Below are 15,776 nucleotides of genomic sequence, written 5' to 3' on the forward strand. Positions count from 1 at the left end.
TTGTGACCGGTCGGTAACAATCGCGGCCGGATCGACAGACAAATGCCAAGCGTCGGCCCGGGTCAGCCGATGTTGAAATGTGCGGCGGAGGTGGCCTGGTTGGGGCGGGGCGGGCGCGATGGCGCCGGAACCGCCAACTGGAGAACGCGAAGATGAACTGGGCAGTGACACGAATCGGCGGGCGCTTCCACTACGGATGGCTCGCGGCGGCGGTGGTATTCCTGATCCTGTTGGCGGCAGCCGGCACGCGCGCGACGCCGAGCGTGCTGATGGTGCCGCTCGAGCGCGAGCTCGGCTGGAGCCGGGCGGCGATTTCGCTGGCGATCTCGGTGAATATCGCACTGTACGGCCTGACGGGCCCGTTTGCGGCCGCGGCGATGCAGCGCTTCGGGCTGCGCCCGACGATCCTCACCGCGCTCGTGACGATGAGCGCCGGTGTCGCGCTGTCGTCGATGATGACGCAGAGCTGGCAGATGGTCGTGATCTGGGGCCTGATGGTCGGCTGCTCGACGGGCGTCGTCGCACTGACGCTGTCCGCGACGTTCGTCACGCGCTGGTTCCATGCGCGGCGCGGCCTCGTGATGGGGATCCTGACCGCCAGCACGGCCACCGGCCAGCTCGTGTTCCTGCCGATGCTTGCGGCGATCGCGCAGCGCCACGGCTGGCGGCCGGTCGTGCTGGTCGTCGCGGTGGCGGCCGCGATCGTGATTCCGCTGGTCGCCTTCCTGCTGCCCGAGCGGCCGGCCGACGTGCAGCTGCGCCCGTACGGCGAACCGGCCGATGCGCCGGCCGCGCCCGCCGCGTCGAAGGAGAACCCGCTCGCGGTCGCGTTCCGCACGCTGCTGATGGCGAGCCGTTCGCGCGACTTCTGGCTGCTGTTCTTCAGCTTCTTCATCTGCGGCGCGAGCACCAACGGCTATGTCGGCACACACCTGATCGCGATGTGCAGCGACTACGGGATGAGCGAAGTGCAGGGCGCGTCGCTGCTCGCGGCGATGGGCGTGTTCGACCTTTTCGGCACGACGCTGTCGGGCTGGTTGTCCGACCGCTACGACAACCGCGTGCTGCTGTTCTGGTACTACGGGCTGCGCGGGCTGTCGCTGATCTACCTGCCGCATGCGTTCGGGATCGATTTCTTCGGGCTGCCGCTGTTCGCGATGTTCTACGGCCTCGACTGGATCGCGACCGTGCCGCCGACCGTGCGGCTCGCGACCGACGTGTTCGGCAAGGCCGCGGCGCCGGTCGTGTTCGGCTGGATCGTCGCCGGCCACCAGCTCGGCGCGGCGTTCGCGGCGCTCGGCGCCGGGCTGCTGCGCGCGAGCCTCGGCACCTACACGATCGCGTCGATGATCTCGGGCGGGCTGTGCATCGTCGGTGCGCTGATCGTGCTGCGGATCAACCGCGGCCCGTCACGCGCAGCCGCGCAGGCGGCCTGATCTCGGTGAACGCGGCCGGCCGCGCAGCCTGCGGCCGGCCTATGCAGGCAGGGAGATTTGCATAGCGCGGCAGGATCGGGCGCGCAGCCGCTCAAGCGGGTATGCTTGCGGTTCGCCGGGCGTTCGCGCCCCTTCATCGATGTCAGCGAGGAACCGCATGTCCGTCAAACCTGCTCCCACCACTGTTTCGATTCACGATCTGATCGCGGGCCGCTGGAGCCCGCGCGCCTATTCGGACGAGCCCGTCAGTGCCGGCGACCTGCACGCGGTGCTCGAAGCCGCGCGCTGGGCGCCGTCCGCGTACAACGCGCAGCCGTGGCGTTTCATCGTATTCGATCGCGCACAGGACGAAGACGCGTTCAAGCGCGCGTTCGCGACGCTGGTGCCGTTCAACCAGGGCTGGAATGCGCCGGCGCCCGTGCTGATCGCGGTGACCGCCCACACGCTCACGGCGAAGGGCGAGCCGGCACCGACCGCGTCGTACGACGCCGGTGCCGCCGCGATGTCGCTGGTGCTGCAGGCGCATGCGCTCGGCCTCGCCGCCCACCAGATGAGCGGTTTCGACACGAAGGCGTTTCGCGACGCGTTCGCGATTCCGGCCGATGTCGCGATCCTGTCGATCATCTCGCTCGGCCATTACGGCAACGTCGACAAGCTCGACCCCGTGCTGCGCGATCGCGAAAAGGCGCCGCGCACGCGCCAGGCGATCGGCGAAGTCGTGTATGCGGGCGCGTGGAAGAAGAGCTTCGACGCGGCAGCCTGACCACGCAAGCGGGCGGGCCGCATCCTCGTGCACCCCGTTCGCGCGTGTCCGCGGCGCGGCGCACCGCGCCGTTGCCATCGGCACCCGTTGAGCGGTACCGGTGGCCAGCCCCGGTTGTGATCCCGCGGGCTTCATGTTAAAAAGCCCGTCCTTTCCGTTTTCGCGCCGGCCCTGCTGCGGCAACTTCCCATGACTTACTGCGCGATCGATTTCGGCACGTCCAATTCCGCCGTGGCGCTGCCCGACGGCGACGGCATGCGCCTCGCGCCCGTCGAGGGCGACCACCAGACGCTGCCCACCGCCATCTTCTTCAACAACGACGAAGCGACGGTCGAATACGGCCGTGCGGCGCTGGCTTCCTATATCGACGGTTTCGACGGCCGGCTGATGCGCTCGATGAAGAGCATCCTCGGCTCGCCGCTCGCGGAAACGACGACCGATCTCGGCGACGGCAGCGCGATCGCGTACACCGAAATCATCGCGCGCTTCCTGACGCACCTGAAGCGCAAGGCCGAAGCGCGCGCGGGCGCGCCGATCGGCCGCGCGGTGCTCGGCCGGCCGGTGTTCTTCGTCGACGACGATCCGCGCGCCGACCGCCTCGCGCAGGATCAGCTCGAGGCGGCCGCGCGATCGGTCGGCTTCGCGGACGTTCACTTCCAGTACGAACCGATCGCCGCCGCGTTCGACTACGAATCGCGCCAGCAGGCCGAGCGCCTCGTGCTCGTCGCCGACATCGGCGGCGGCACGTCCGACTTCTCGCTGGTGCGCGTCGGGCCCGAGCGGATGGCGCGGCTCGAGCGCAAGGACGACGTGCTGGCGCACCACGGCGTGCACGTCGCGGGCACCGACTACGACCGGCGTGTCGAGCTGGCAGCGATCCTGCCCGCCTTCGGCTACCGTTCGCTCGACCCGGAAGGGCGCGAGCTGCCGAACAAGATCTACTTCGATCTCGCGACCTGGCACCTGATCAACACGGTCTACACGCCGAAGCGGATCGGCGAGCTGAAGCTGATGAAGCACCTGTACCAGGACGTGCGGCAGTACGACCGGCTCACGAGCGTGGTCGAGCAGCGGCTCGGGCATGCGCTGATGGCGCGCGCGGAAGAAGCGAAGATCGGTGTGGCGGCGGGCGGGGAGACGATGATCAACCTGAACGACGTGGAAGAAGACCTGCTGATCGCATTCGACGCCGATCGCCTCGTCGATGCGAGCCGCGACGACACCTCGCGGATCGTCGACGCCGCGCGCGAGACGGTGCGGCTCGCGGGCGTGGCGCCGCGCGACGTCGGCGCGCTGTATTTCACCGGCGGCTCGACCGGGCTCGCGTTCCTGTCGGGCGCGCTCGCGGGCGCATTCCCGGATGCGCAGCCGGTATTCGGCGACCGTCTCGCGAGTGTCGCGACGGGCCTCGGCATTCACGCGCAGCGATTGTTCGGCTGAATGGCAATTGGCGGGTTGGCATAGCCGCCATGCCGCTTCGGCGCCCAAAAACAAAAAGCCCCGCCGAAGCGGGGCTTTTTTTCACGAATTATCGCGCCAAGCTTAGACCGGACGGATGTTCGCAGCTTGCAGACCCTTCGGGCCCGTCTTCACTTCGAATTCAACCTTCTGGTTTTCTTGCAGCGTCTTGAAGCCTTCGACGCGGATTTCCGAGAAGTGCGCGAACAGATCGTCGCCGCCGCCTTCCGGGGTGATGAAGCCGAAGCCCTTTGCGTCATTGAACCACTTGACGGTACCGGTTGCCATGTTACTTGTTCCTAAAAAGATAAAACGGGGCCGAAGCCCATGGGGTGCGGAAAATCAAGGAAGGGGTAATAGGACCAACCGGAGTACCGTTGATGGGCGAACTACGAAAGAACCAATTCACTCGCCACTTGAAATCCTGCGAAGTCCTTTATACGGCTAATCGGTCTGATGGTCAACCGTATTTCCATGCTCTCAGGGTTATTGCGGAGATCAGGTTTACAAAGCTTGCAAGCGATGCGAATTTTTTGTAGGGGTCGATCGATTTTGGCGCCACGCCGGAGGTGCAACCGTTAAACTACGCGCCGCGCGGACGGGTTGCCCCGATCGGATGACCCGTCCCCCCAAGAATGCGTGCGCGGTGCTGTCCGAGCCGATCCCGGACCGCAGGCCGACCATGCTTTTTGAGACATAGGAGAGGATGTGAAGAGTTCTATTCAACGGAACATCGGCCCGTTTGCATTGATGCTGACGGGGCTGGGTTCGATTATCGGCTCGGGCTGGCTGTTCGGTGCCTGGAAGGCCGCGAAGATCGCCGGTCCGGCGGCGATCTGCGCATGGATCATCGGTGCTGTCGTGATTCTCGCGATTGCCCTGACGTACGCGGAGCTGGGTGCAATGTTCCCCGAGTCGGGCGGCATGGTGCGTTACGCACGCTACTCGCACGGTTCGCTGGTGGGCTTCATCAGCGCATGGGCCAACTGGATCGCGATCGTATCCGTGATTCCGATCGAGGCCGAAGCGTCGATCCAGTACATGAGTACATGGCCGTATCCGTGGGCGCATGCATTGTTCGTGAACGGCGAGTTGCAGACACTCGGCCTGCTGCTGTCGGCCGTGCTGGTCGTCATCTACTTCATGCTGAACTACTGGGGCGTCAAGGCGTTCGCGCGGGCGAACACGGCGATCACGATCTTCAAGTTCCTAATCCCCGGCCTCACGATCCTCGGCCTGATGCTGACGAGCTTCCATCCGGAAAACCTCGGCACCGCCTCCAATGCGAGCTTCGCGCCGTACGGCTGGTCGGCCGTGCTGACCGCGGTCGCGACGAGCGGCATCGTGTTCGCGTTCAACGGCTTCCAGAGCCCGGTGAACCTGGCCGGTGAAGCGCGCAACCCGTCGCGCAGCGTGCCGTTCGCGGTGATCACGTCGATCCTGCTCGCACTCGTGATCTACGTGCTGCTGCAGATGGCCTACATCGGTTCGGTGAATCCGGCCGACGTCGCGAAGGGCTGGGCGCACTTCAACTTCTCGTCGCCGTTCGCGGAACTCGCGATCGCGCTGAACCTGAACTGGCTGGCGATCCTGCTGTACGTCGACGCGTTCATCAGCCCGAGCGGCACCGGGACGACCTACATGGCGACGACCACCCGCATGATCTACGCGATGGAGCGCAACAACACGATGCCGAAGATGTTCGGCAACGTGCACCCGATCTACGGCGTGCCGCGCCAGGCGATGTGGTTCAACCTGCTCGTGTCGTTCATCTTCCTGTTCTTCTTCCGCGGCTGGAGCTCGCTCGCGGCGGTGATCTCGGTTGCCACGGTGATCTCGTACCTGACCGGTCCGATCAGCCTGATGGCGCTGCGCCGCTCCGCGACCGACATCGAGCGTCCGTTGTCGATTCCGCTGATGAAGCTGATCGCCCCGTTCGCATTCGTGTGCGCATCGCTGATCCTGTACTGGGCGAAGTGGCCGCTGACGGGCGAAATCATCCTGCTGATGATCGTCGCGCTGCCGGTGTACTTCTACTTCCAGGCGAAATCGGGCTGGACCGGCTGGGGCGCCGACCTGAAGGCCGCATGGTGGCTGGTCGCGTACCTGCCGACGATGGCCGTGCTGTCGCTGATCGGCAGCAAGGAATTCGGCGGTCACGGCTACCTGCCGTACGGCTGGGACATGCTGATCGTCGCGGCGATCTCGCTGGTGTTCTACTTCTGGGGTGTGAATACGGGCTACCGGACCCAGTATCTCGACGAGCGCGAGTCGCACGACGAGATCCTCGAAGGGGTCGGTGTCTGACGCCTGACCTGTCGCCGGATTCGGCGGCGGCAGGATGCGGCGAAAAAAAGCCCGTCCGAGCGATGCTCGGGCGGGCTTTTTGTTTGTGGCCGACGGTTGTGTCGCGGCTCAGGCGTTGGCGCTCGCGAACACGTAGTTCGTCATCGCGAGCACGCGCTGGTAGGTGCCGAGCGACTGAATGCCGAGCTGGTAGTCGTCGTCCGCCGCACCGAGCGCCGTGAAGACCGGCAGCAGGTGTTCGTCGGTCGGATGCATCAGCGCCGCGTGCGGCGCCTGCCGGCGGTAGTCGAGCAGCGCGTCGACATCGCGCGCGGCAAGCTTCGCCTCGAACCAGTCGGTGAATTCCGCGACGCGCGGGTCCGCGTCCTCGGGCGCGGCGCCGAAATCGGCGGCGCGCAGGTTGTGCGTGATCTGGCCCGAACCGATCACCATCACGCCTTCGTCGCGCAGCGGCCGCAGCGCGCGGCCGAGCGCGAAGTGGTGCGCCGCATCCGCGCGCGGCTGGATCGATAGCTGGGCAACGGGCACGTCGGCCTCCGGGAACATCAGCAGCATCGGCACCCACGCGCCGTGATCGAGCCCATGCTCGGTCGTCGCGGTCGCGATGCCGGCCGCATTCAGCAGCGTGGCCGCGCGCTCGGCGACATCGGGCGCGCCCGGCGCCGGATAGCGGATGTCGTACAGCGCCTGCGGGAAGCCGTAGAAATCGTGGATCGTTTCCGGATGCGCGGCGACGCTCGCGACCGGCCGTTGCGTGCCCCAGTGCGCGGACAGCATCAGCACCGCGCGCGGGCGCGGCAATTCGGCACCGAGGTGCGTGAACGCGCCGGACGGCAGCGTCGGGTCGATCGGCAGCGTCGGCGCGCCGTGGGACAGGTACAGCGAAGGCAAGCGGTTCATGGTGGTGGCCTGCTAAAAGGGTTTGCCTGTGACTATAGGCGCGTACCGAACATTGATAAATCGGCGTTTCGGAATTTGATTGACGCTTGTTTGTTGATAATAGGTGCAACGCGATGCATGCCGGCGCGGACGGTCGTCAGTTTGCGTCAAATCGAATGAGTTGCCGTGAAAATCGGCGAGGATGCGCGAAGAAGGGGGATGTGGTGGCGCTTACTGCGCGTGCCGGATGCCGGCCCACGGTGTCGTCTGCGGCGCGCTGAGCGCGAACAGGTCGAGCACGCGCGTGACGGTCTGGTCGACGAGTTCCTCGATCGTCTTCGGCATCGCGTAGAACGCGGGCAGCGGCGGAAAGACGATGCCGCCCATCTCGGTGACGGCGGTCATGTTGCGCAGATGCGCGAGGTTGAACGGCGTTTCGCGCACCATCAGCACGAGACGGCGGCGTTCCTTCAGCGTGACGTCGGCCGCGCGCGTGATCAGGTTGTCGGACAGCCCGTGCGCGACGCTCGCGAGCGTCTTCATCGAGCACGGTGCGATCACCATCCCGTCGGTCGCGAACGAACCCGACGCGATCGTCGCGCCGACGTCGCGCACCGAGTGCACGACGTCTGCACGGCCTTCGACATCGGCCTTCGGCAGCTTCAGCTCGTGCTGGATGTTGAGCCAGCCGGCGTTCGAAATCAGCAGGTGCGTTTCGACGCCGCCCGCGGCGCGCAGCAGCTCGAGCAGCCGGATGCCGTAGATCGCGCCGGTGGCGCCGGTGATCGCGACGATCAGCCGGCGTGGCGGCGCGCTGGGAGATGCCATCGAAAGGGGAGCGGGTGCCGCGTGTTAGGCGGCGGCGAACAGTTGCTGCAGTTCGCCCGACTGGTACATCTCCATCATGATGTCCGAGCCGCCGATGAATTCGCCCTTCACGTAGAGCTGCGGGATGGTCGGCCAGTTCGAGAATGCCTTGATGCCCTGGCGGATTTCGTCGTCTTCAAGCACGTTGACCGTCTTGAACTGGTCGACGCCGCAGGCTTTCAGCACCTGCACGGCGCGGCCCGAGAAGCCGCACATCGGGAATTGCGCGTTGCCCTTCATGAAGAGCACGACCTGGTTTTCGTCGACGATTTGCTTGATACGTTGTTGGGTGTCCATGACTGACCTTGCGTTTGCGGGGCGTTAGATCGAAATGATAGCGGATTTCAACCGGACGGGCCGGGCATCAGCCCGGCAGCCGGCCGCCTGTCGTGCGTTCGATCGCGGCGAGATCGGCGAGCGATTCGACCGCGACGAAGCCGTGCGAGGCGAGGATCGTGCGGACGGCTTCGGCCTGGTCGTAGCCGTGCTCGATCCAGAGCGTGCCGCCCGGTTTCAGATGGATGCCGGCACCCGCGACGATCGTGCGGATCGCGCTGAGGCCGTCGGCATCGTCGGTGAGTGCGCCGCGCGGCTCGAAGCGCAGGTCGCCCTGCACGAGATGCGGATCGTGCTGCGCGATGTACGGCGGGTTGCTGACGATCGTGTCGAACACGAGCGCCGGATCGAGCGCCGCGTACCAGTCGCTCTGCAGCCACTGCAGCGGGCCGCCGGGGCGGCGTGCGTCGAGCAGCTTGTCCGCGTTGCGTTGCGCGACGGCGAGCGCGGTCGGCGAGCGGTCGAGCGCCCACACGCGCGCATCGGGGCGTTCCGCCGCGATCGACACGGCGATCGCGCCGCTGCCGGTGCCGAGATCGAGCACGGCCGCATGCGGCAGCCCGTCGATCGCATCGAGCGCGGCTTCGACGAGCAGTTCGGTTTCCGGGCGCGGGATCAGCACGTCGGGCGTCACGTCGAACGGGCGGCCGAAGAACTCGCGCATCCCGACCAGTTGCGCGACGGGCTCGCCGGCGACGCGGCGCGCTTCGAGCGCGCGGTAGCGTTCGACCGCGGCCGCGTCGAGCGGCGCATCGCCGCGCGTGATCAGTTGCGTGCGGGTCCAGCCGAGCGCGTGCGCAAGCAGCACGCGTGCATCGACCGCGTCGAGCGGCGACGCGCGCAGCAGTTCGTCGGCGGTGGTGTCGGGCATCGCGGCCTCAGTCGGCTTCGCCGAGCGACGCCAGCAGCTCGGCCTGGTGCTCGCTGACGAGCGCGCCGATCAGTTCGTCGAGATCGCCGTCCATGATCGCCTCGAGCCGGTACAGCGTCAGGTTGATCCGGTGGTCGGTCATCCGGCCTTGCGGGAAGTTGTAGGTGCGGATCCGCTCGGAACGGTCGCCGGAGCCGATCAGGCTCTTGCGCGTCGCGGCTTCCTTCGCATGCTGCTCGTGATACTGCTTGTCCTTGATGCGCGCGGCGAGCACCTTCAGCGCGCGGTCCTTGTTCTTGTGCTGCGAACGGTCGTCCTGGCATTCGACGACGATCCCGGTCGGGATGTGCGTGACGCGCACGGCCGAATCGGTCTTGTTGATGTGCTGACCGCCCGCGCCGGACGCGCGGAACGTGTCGATCCGCAGATCGGCCGGATTGATCTCGACCTCGCCGATCTCGTCGGCTTCCGGCATCACCGCGACCGTGCACGCGGACGTATGGATGCGCCCCTGCGTCTCGGTCGCCGGCACGCGCTGGACGCGATGGCCGCCCGATTCGAATTTCAGGCGCGAAAACGCGCCCTGGCCCGCGATCCGCACGATCACTTCCTTGTAGCCGCCCAGATCCGACGCGCTCTCCGACATCATTTCGACCTGCCAGCGCTGGCGTTCCGCGAAGCGCAGGTACATGCGCAGCAGGTCGCCGGCGAACAGCGCCGATTCGTCGCCGCCGGTGCCCGCGCGGATTTCGAGGAAGATGTTGCGGTCGTCGTTCGGATCCTTCGGCAGCAGCATCTTCTGCAGCTCGGTCTCGAGGCGCGCCATGCCGTCGCGTGCGCTGCGGATTTCGTCTTCCGCGAAGTCGCGCATCGACGGATCGGCGAGCAGCTCCTGCGCGGCCGTCTCGTCGCTGCGCGACTGGCGCCACAGCGCGTATTGCTCGACGACCGGGCCGAGTTCCGCATGTTCGCGCGTCAATTTGCGGTACTGGTCGAGGTCGGCCGTGACGTTTTCGCGGCTCAGCAGGTCGTTCAGTTCGGCCAGCCGTGTGGACAGCTGGTCGAGCTTGCGTTGCATGCTCGTCTTCATGGTGTGGAGCGGCGCTCCCGGGCAAGGGGTATTCGGAAAGGATAGGCCGGCGCGCGGCCGGCGGCGGGGCAAGCGGCCGGCGCTAGTGGCCGGACTGGTCGTTCGAGCGCGGCGCGTGCTGGTAGAAGCTGCGCATCAGGTCGATCAGCGAATCGCGATCGGCGCCGTTCACGCGGTTGAGCGCGCTCGTCGGGCCGTGGATCAGCTTGTTGGTCAGCGCCTGCGACAGCGCTTCGAGTACGGCGGCCGGATCGTCGCCGCGTGCGAGCAGCTTCTGCGCCTTCTCGACTTCGGCGCGGCGCAGCGCGTCGGCCTGCGTATGCATGTGACGAATCACCGGCACGACGCTGCGCGTGTCGAGCCATTGCATGAAATTCTGCACGCGCGTCTCGATGATCGCTTCGGCCTGCGCGACCGCGGCCTGGCGCGACGCGTTGCCCTCGCGCACGATCGCGCCGAGATCGTCGACGGTGTAGAGGAACACGTCCTTCAGCTTGCCGACTTCGGGCTCGATGTCGCGCGGCACCGCGAGGTCGACCATGAAGATCGGGCGGTGGCGGCGTGCCTTCACCGCGCGCTCCATTGCGCCGAGGCCGATGATCGGCAGCGTCGACGCCGTGCACGACACGATGATGTCGAATTCGTGCATGCGGGTGGGCAGGTCGGCCAGCGGCATCGCGCGGCCGTTGAAGCGTTCGGCGAGCCGCTGGCCGCGTTCGGCCGTGCGGTTCGCGACGACGAGTTCGCGCGGGCCTTGCGCGGCGAAGTGCGTCGCGCACAGCTCGATCATTTCGCCGGCGCCGATGAACAGCACGCGCTGATCGGACACCTTTTCGAAGATCCGCTGCGCGAGGCGTACTGCGGCGGCGGCCATCGACACCGACTGCGTGCCGATTTCGGTCGTGCCGCGCACTTCCTTCGCGACCGCGAACGTGCGCTGGAACAGCTGGTTCAGATAGGTGCCGAGCGCGCCGGCTTCCGTCGCGGTGCGCACGGCGTCCTTCATCTGGCCCAGAATCTGGGTTTCGCCGAGCACCATCGAATCGAGGCCGGATGCGACGCGGAATGCGTGCCGGACCGCTTCGGACTGCGGCAGCGCGTACACGTGCGGCGCAAGTTCGTCGACCGGAATCCGGTGATACTCCGACAGCCAGCGGACCGCGCCTTCGCGTGCCGCGCGATCGTCGGTCGCGCAATACAGTTCGGTGCGGTTGCAGGTGGAGAGGATCGCCGCTTCAGGCGTATTGGGCGCCTGGGGGCCGAGAAACACGTTCTTGAACGTGACGAGAGCCGGCTTGATCTGCTCGAGCGGAAACGCCACGCGTTCGCGCAGGGCGACAGGCGCAGTGTGGTGATTGATTCCGATCGTGAGGAGTTGCATATCAGGGGCTATCGTTTAGCCCCATATTATAGCGTTTCAGCGATTTCCTCACTCGCTGCATACCGGGCATCGGCGTGGTGGGGCCGTGAATTTGGGGGCTCGATCGGCACGCGGTCGAGCTGGTAGCCGAAGCCGTAGAGCGGCAGCAACCGGTAGCCGCGTTCCGGAAGCAGCCGCAATTTGCTGCGCAGCCGGGACGCGTGCGTATCGAGCGTGCGCGACTTCATGTCGCGGCGGCGCCCCCATACCGTTTCGAGGATATGGGCGCGCGACACGGGCCGCGACAGGTTCGTGAACAGCAGCTGGGCGAAACGGAACTCCTTGGGCGTCAGTGAAACGATTGCGTCGCCGAAGCGCACGAGATCATGCGTGGCGTCGAATGCATATTCGCCATACATTTCGCGCGAGCGGGTGGGTGGGCGGCGTACGCCGGCGCGCCGGCTCAGCGCATTGACGCGTGCAAGCAGCTCGGGGCCGCTCACGGGCCGCGCGAGGCAATCGTCGGCACCCGCGTGCAGGCACGAGACGATTTCGCTTTCGCGCGGTGACTGCATCATGGCGATGGCCGGCAAACCGGGCAGGATTGCCTGCGCGCGCGGAATGACTTCCTGGGCCGGCTGGTCGCCGGCCCAGTGGCCGGTGATCAGCATGTCGCAGGTGTTGTCTGCGGCGAGCCACGCGAAGAATGCGGCGCTGGACGGAAACGCGTGGCACACGTGACCGCCCGCGAAGAGCAGGCGGTTCAGGAGTGCGACATGACGCGACTCCGGATCGATCAGAGCGATTCGCATGAGAATTTCTTCAATACGGCAGCCGGTGCGCGCTTGCCATAACGTCGAGTCGGCCCCTACACTCGAATGTTCGCGGCACCCGGCTGGTCCCGGGTTCGATGGATGAATCGATGCTAGCCGCTGGTAACGTTCACGCCTATGGGACGAATCTGAATTTATAGAAGGCGTTGAATGAACTGGTTTGGAATCCTTGTCCTGGGAGCGGCCGTCGGGCTGTTCGGCCGCTGGCTGCATCCGATGCGGCGCACGGGCCGGCCGGCATGGTGGATCGCCGTGCTCGCCGGCATCGTGGGCGCGGTCGCCGCCCGCATGGCCGGCAATCTCTCGGGACTGTTTTACGATGGCGAGACGCTCGAATGGCCGGTCTGCACCGGCGTCGCGTTCCTTGCCGTAGCCGTGACGGTCGCGCTGTCGGCCCGTCGCTGAATGCTCTCAGGTGAAATCATGAATGCCCGTCTTCCCGAAGTCTCGCCGGTGCCGGCCCGCCTCGCGCTGCTGCGCGGCGCCATGGCCCGCGAGGATCTGGCCGCCTATCTCGTGCCGTCCGCCGACCCCCACCTGTCCGAATACCTGCCCGAACGCTGGCAGGCGCGCCGCTGGCTGTCGGGCTTCACGGGCTCGGTCGGCACGCTGGTCGTGACCGCGGATTTCGCGGGGCTGTGGGTCGACAGCCGCTACTGGGTGCAGGCCGACGCCGAACTGGCCGGCACGGGCGTGCAGCTGATGAAGATGACGGGCGGGCAGCAGAGCGCGCCGCACGTCGACTGGCTGGCGCAGAACGTGCCGGCCGGCATGACGGTCGGCGTCGACGGTGCGGTGCTCGGCGTCGCGGCCGCACGCGGGCTGACGGCCGCGCTGAGCACGCGCGGCATCGCGCTGCGCACCGATCTCGACCTGCTCGACGCGATCTGGCCCGAGCGGCCGGGGCTGCCCGGCGACGCGGTGTTCGAGCACGTGGCGCCGCAGGCCGACACGACGCGCGCGAGCAAGCTGGCCGACGTGCGCCGCGCGATGCACGCACAGGGCGCGCAGTGGCATTTCGTGTCGACGCTCGACGACCTCGCATGGCTGTTCAACCTGCGCGGCGCCGACGTCAACTTCAATCCCGTGTTCGTTGCGCACGCAATGATCGGCGCTGATCGCGCGACGCTGTTCGTCGCCGACGGCAAGGTGTCGCCGGCACTGGCCGCGTCGCTCGCGCAGGACGGCGTCGACGTCCGTGCCTACGACGACGCGCGCGCGTCGCTCGCCGCGCTGCCCGCCGGCGCGACGCTGCTGGTCGATCCGCGCCGCGTGACGTTCGGCACGCTCGAGGCCGTGCCGGCCGGCGTGACGCTCGTCGAGGCCGTGAATCCGTCGACGTTCGCGAAGTCGCGCAAGACGTCCGCCGAGATCGAGCACGTGCGCGTGACGATGGAGCACGACGGTGCAGCGCTCGCGGAATTCTTCGCCTGGTTCGAACAGGCCGTGAACCGCGAGACGATCACCGAGCTGACGATCGAGGAGAAGCTCACGGCCGCGCGCGCACGGCGCCCCGGCTACGTGTCCGCCAGTTTCGCGACGATCGCCGGCTTCAACGCGAACGGCGCGATGCCGCATTACCACGCGACGCCCGAGTCGCACGCGACGATCGCCGGCGACGGCCTGCTGCTGATCGATTCGGGCGGCCAGTACATGACGGGCACGACCGACATCACGCGCGTCGTGCCGGTCGGCACCGTCAGCGACCTGCAGCGGCGCGATTTCACGATCGTGCTGAAATCGATGATGGCGCTGTCGCGCGCACGCTTCCCGCGCGGCATCCGCTCGCCGATGCTCGACGCGATCGCGCGCGCGCCGATGTGGGCGGCCGGGCTCGACTATGGGCACGGCACGGGGCACGGTGTCGGCTACTTCCTGAACGTGCACGAGGGCCCGCAGGTCATCTCGCACTACGCGCCGGCCGAGCCGCACACGGCGATGGAAGAGGGCATGATCACGTCGATCGAGCCGGGCGTGTACCGCCCCGGCCAGTGGGGCATCCGGATCGAGAACCTGGTCGTGAACCGGGCGGCCGGGAAGACGGAATTCGGCGATTTCCTCGCGTTCGAGACGCTGACGCTGTGCCCGATCGACACGCGCTGCGTGCTGATCGAGATGCTGCACGACGAAGAGCGCGCGTGGCTGAACACGTATCACGCGACGGTGCGCGAGCGCGTCGGCCGGCACCTGAGCGGCGATGCGAAGGCGTGGCTCGACGCGCGCACGCAGCCGATCTGACGCAACGAGCGACATCGGCCGGACGACGGCCGAACGACAAAACCGAGGGCAAGCAATGGCGGACACCGCAGTGATCGTGATCGACATGCAGCGCGGGCTGCTGGAGCGGGCGCAGCCCGCTTACCGGCTCGACGACGTCGTGTCGGGCATCAACCGGTTGACGGCGGCGGCGCGCGCGGCGAACGCGCCCGTCTGCTTCGTGCAGCACGACGGCGATGCGGACGACGATGTCGTGCCCGGCACGCCGGGCTGGGAGTTGCATGCGGGGCTGGTCGTCGGCGACGACGACTGGCGCGTGCGCAAGCAGATGAGCGATTCGTTTCACGACACGCCGCTCGCGGCGCAGCTCGATCGCCACGGCATCCGTTCGGTGCTGATCTGCGGCTACGCGACCGAATTCTGCGTCGATTCGGCCGCGCGCCGTGCCGCGCTGCTCGGCTACCGGACGACCGTCGTGTCCGACCTGCACACGACGAACGAGCGCACGCACCTGTCGGCCGCGCAGATCGTCGCGCACCACCACTTCATCTGGAACAACAACTCGCTGTCGGGCAACGCGGTGACGCCGCGCCCGCTCGCCGACGTACTCGCGACGGAGTTCGCATGACGATCAAGGCCGTGGTGTTCGATTTCGGCGGCGTGCTGATCGACTGGAGTCCCGAGTATCTTTACCGTGAACTGATTCCCGACGAAGCCGAGCGTCGCTGGTTCCTCACGCACGTGTGCGCGATGGACTGGGTGGTCCGCCAGGACGGCGGGCAGACGATCGACGAAGGCACGGCCGAGCTCGTCGCGAAGTTTCCGGAGCACGAGGCGCTGATCCGCGCGTTCTATGCACGCTGGCACGAGATGATCGGCGGTGTGCTCGAAGAAGGCGCCGCGCTGGTCGACCGGCTGGACGCGCAGGGGATGCCGCTGTTCGGGCTGACGAACTGGTCCGCGCAGACGTTCCCGTATGCGTGGGACAACTTTCCGGTGCTGCGGCGCTTCAAGGACATCGTCGTGTCGGGCCGCGTGAAGCTCGTGAAGCCCGATCCGGCGATCTATCGCGAGATGCATGCGCGGATCGAACCGCACCTGCCGGGCATCGCACCGCACGAACTCGTGTTCATCGACGACAATGCGAAGAACGCGGAGGCCGCGACGGCGCTCGGCTGGCACGGCATTCATCATACGAGCGCGGCGGCGACCGAGGCGCAGTTGCGCGAACTGGGCGCGCTCGCGTAAGTATCAGGCGAGGGGTCTGGGGCGGATAAAAAAGCGGGCCGTCGGCCCGCTTTTTCTCTGTGCTGCTCCGGAAGCGAGGCCCTTTGGGATCCAGCCCCGCGTTGCCGCGGT

Annotated in this window: 16 protein-coding genes; 8 read left to right on the plus strand and 8 right to left on the minus strand. The window is 67.0% G+C overall.

Annotated features, from left to right (window positions below; all coding sequences use genetic code 11):
- Positions 1–152: 152 nt before the first annotated feature.
- The 3 genes from AC5LXX_RS02195 to AC5LXX_RS02205 all read left to right on the plus strand — a co-directional run bounded on the left by AC5LXX_RS02195 (position 153) and on the right by AC5LXX_RS02205 (position 3,639).
- Positions 153–1,436 carry an MFS transporter gene (locus AC5LXX_RS02195; RefSeq protein WP_493410350.1) on the plus strand — a complete coding sequence of 428 codons (1,284 nt, stop codon included), beginning with the start codon at positions 153–155 and terminating at the stop codon, positions 1,434–1,436.
- A 157-nt stretch (positions 1,437–1,593) separates the two neighbouring features.
- A complete protein-coding gene (locus AC5LXX_RS02200; RefSeq protein ID WP_493410351.1) occupies positions 1,594–2,199 on the plus strand; it encodes a nitroreductase family protein in 606 nt (201 codons plus the stop codon).
- A 189-nt stretch (positions 2,200–2,388) separates the two neighbouring features.
- Positions 2,389–3,639, plus strand: coding sequence for an Hsp70 family protein (locus AC5LXX_RS02205; protein ID WP_493410352.1), 1,251 nt, complete (start codon positions 2,389–2,391; stop codon positions 3,637–3,639).
- A gap of 102 nt (positions 3,640–3,741) precedes the next feature.
- Here AC5LXX_RS02205 and AC5LXX_RS02210 read toward each other — a convergent pair whose 3' ends face one another.
- On the minus strand, positions 3,742–3,945 hold the full coding sequence (locus tag AC5LXX_RS02210) for a cold-shock protein (protein WP_006477070.1): 204 nt from the start codon (positions 3,943–3,945) through the stop codon (positions 3,742–3,744).
- Positions 3,946–4,365: 420 nt separating this feature from the next.
- Here AC5LXX_RS02210 and AC5LXX_RS02215 point away from each other — a divergent pair, with 420 nt between their 5' ends.
- Positions 4,366–5,964: an APC family permease gene (locus tag AC5LXX_RS02215; protein WP_493410353.1), complete on the plus strand. Its 1,599-nt coding sequence runs from the start codon at positions 4,366–4,368 to the stop codon at positions 5,962–5,964.
- A gap of 108 nt (positions 5,965–6,072) precedes the next feature.
- On the opposite strand, the gene AC5LXX_RS02220 is transcribed toward AC5LXX_RS02215, so the two are convergent.
- From AC5LXX_RS02220 to AC5LXX_RS02250, 7 genes are all read right to left on the minus strand, one after another.
- A complete protein-coding gene (locus tag AC5LXX_RS02220) occupies positions 6,073–6,864 on the minus strand; it encodes a DODA-type extradiol aromatic ring-opening family dioxygenase (RefSeq protein WP_175906653.1) in 792 nt (263 codons plus the stop codon).
- 210 nt (positions 6,865–7,074) lie between these two features.
- Positions 7,075–7,671: a UbiX family flavin prenyltransferase gene (locus AC5LXX_RS02225; protein ID WP_493410354.1), complete on the minus strand. Its 597-nt coding sequence runs from the start codon at positions 7,669–7,671 to the stop codon at positions 7,075–7,077.
- A 24-nt stretch (positions 7,672–7,695) separates the two neighbouring features.
- Positions 7,696–8,007 (minus strand): Grx4 family monothiol glutaredoxin, encoded by a 312-nt coding sequence (gene grxD, locus AC5LXX_RS02230; RefSeq protein WP_006477066.1) that lies wholly within the window; start codon positions 8,005–8,007, stop codon positions 7,696–7,698.
- A gap of 67 nt (positions 8,008–8,074) precedes the next feature.
- Positions 8,075–8,917 (minus strand): peptide chain release factor N(5)-glutamine methyltransferase, encoded by an 843-nt coding sequence (prmC, locus tag AC5LXX_RS02235; protein WP_493410355.1) that lies wholly within the window; start codon positions 8,915–8,917, stop codon positions 8,075–8,077.
- Positions 8,918–8,924: 7 nt separating this feature from the next.
- Positions 8,925–10,007 (minus strand): peptide chain release factor 1, encoded by a 1,083-nt coding sequence (gene prfA / locus AC5LXX_RS02240; RefSeq protein ID WP_493402204.1) that lies wholly within the window; start codon positions 10,005–10,007, stop codon positions 8,925–8,927.
- Positions 10,008–10,089: 82 nt separating this feature from the next.
- A complete protein-coding gene (gene hemA / locus AC5LXX_RS02245; protein WP_493410356.1) occupies positions 10,090–11,388 on the minus strand; it encodes a glutamyl-tRNA reductase in 1,299 nt (432 codons plus the stop codon).
- A gap of 26 nt (positions 11,389–11,414) precedes the next feature.
- Positions 11,415–12,179, minus strand: coding sequence for a response regulator transcription factor (locus AC5LXX_RS02250; RefSeq protein ID WP_493410357.1), 765 nt, complete (start codon positions 12,177–12,179; stop codon positions 11,415–11,417).
- 171 nt (positions 12,180–12,350) lie between these two features.
- Here AC5LXX_RS02250 and AC5LXX_RS02255 point away from each other — a divergent pair, with 171 nt between their 5' ends.
- From AC5LXX_RS02255 to AC5LXX_RS02270, 4 genes are read left to right on the plus strand one after another with little or no spacing between them, the layout of a single operon-like run.
- Complete coding sequence (locus tag AC5LXX_RS02255) at positions 12,351–12,605, plus strand: DUF1129 domain-containing protein (protein WP_059236402.1); 255 nt, start codon at positions 12,351–12,353, stop codon at positions 12,603–12,605.
- An 18-nt stretch (positions 12,606–12,623) separates the two neighbouring features.
- Positions 12,624–14,438, plus strand: coding sequence for an aminopeptidase P family protein (locus AC5LXX_RS02260; protein ID WP_493410358.1), 1,815 nt, complete (start codon positions 12,624–12,626; stop codon positions 14,436–14,438).
- A gap of 55 nt (positions 14,439–14,493) precedes the next feature.
- The gene (locus AC5LXX_RS02265; protein ID WP_493402208.1) at positions 14,494–15,045 is read left to right on the plus strand and encodes a cysteine hydrolase family protein; all 552 of its coding nucleotides are present in this window, start codon (positions 14,494–14,496) and stop codon (positions 15,043–15,045) included.
- Positions 15,042–15,665: an HAD family hydrolase gene (locus tag AC5LXX_RS02270; protein ID WP_493410359.1), complete on the plus strand. Its 624-nt coding sequence runs from the start codon at positions 15,042–15,044 to the stop codon at positions 15,663–15,665. Before AC5LXX_RS02265 ends, AC5LXX_RS02270 begins: the two co-directional genes overlap by 4 nt.
- The last annotated feature ends 111 nt before the right edge of the window (positions 15,666–15,776 follow it).

It is taken from the genome of Burkholderia torrens, from assembly GCF_984668525.1.

Excerpts from the sequence above, each read along its gene's own strand:
- hemA (WP_493410356.1), bottom strand. The coding sequence starts at position 11,388 with ATGCAACTCCTCACGATCGGAATCAATCACCACACTGCGCCTGTCGCC.
- grxD (WP_006477066.1), bottom strand. The coding sequence starts at position 8,007 with ATGGACACCCAACAACGTATCAAGCAAATCGTCGACGAAAACCAGGTC.
- AC5LXX_RS02260 (WP_493410358.1), top strand. The coding sequence starts at position 12,624 with ATGAATGCCCGTCTTCCCGAAGTCTCGCCGGTGCCGGCCCGCCTCGCG.
- AC5LXX_RS02195 (WP_493410350.1), top strand. The coding sequence starts at position 153 with ATGAACTGGGCAGTGACACGAATCGGCGGGCGCTTCCACTACGGATGG.
- AC5LXX_RS02250 (WP_493410357.1), bottom strand. The coding sequence starts at position 12,179 with ATGCGAATCGCTCTGATCGATCCGGAGTCGCGTCATGTCGCACTCCTG.
- AC5LXX_RS02210 (WP_006477070.1), bottom strand. The coding sequence starts at position 3,945 with ATGGCAACCGGTACCGTCAAGTGGTTCAATGACGCAAAGGGCTTCGGC.
- prmC (WP_493410355.1), bottom strand. The coding sequence starts at position 8,917 with ATGCCCGACACCACCGCCGACGAACTGCTGCGCGCGTCGCCGCTCGAC.
- AC5LXX_RS02255 (WP_059236402.1), top strand. The coding sequence starts at position 12,351 with ATGAACTGGTTTGGAATCCTTGTCCTGGGAGCGGCCGTCGGGCTGTTC.
- prfA (WP_493402204.1), bottom strand. The coding sequence starts at position 10,007 with ATGAAGACGAGCATGCAACGCAAGCTCGACCAGCTGTCCACACGGCTG.
- AC5LXX_RS02265 (WP_493402208.1), top strand. The coding sequence starts at position 14,494 with ATGGCGGACACCGCAGTGATCGTGATCGACATGCAGCGCGGGCTGCTG.
- AC5LXX_RS02225 (WP_493410354.1), bottom strand. The coding sequence starts at position 7,671 with ATGGCATCTCCCAGCGCGCCGCCACGCCGGCTGATCGTCGCGATCACC.
- AC5LXX_RS02270 (WP_493410359.1), top strand. The coding sequence starts at position 15,042 with ATGACGATCAAGGCCGTGGTGTTCGATTTCGGCGGCGTGCTGATCGAC.
- AC5LXX_RS02220 (WP_175906653.1), bottom strand. The coding sequence starts at position 6,864 with ATGAACCGCTTGCCTTCGCTGTACCTGTCCCACGGCGCGCCGACGCTG.
- AC5LXX_RS02205 (WP_493410352.1), top strand. The coding sequence starts at position 2,389 with ATGACTTACTGCGCGATCGATTTCGGCACGTCCAATTCCGCCGTGGCG.
- AC5LXX_RS02200 (WP_493410351.1), top strand. The coding sequence starts at position 1,594 with ATGTCCGTCAAACCTGCTCCCACCACTGTTTCGATTCACGATCTGATC.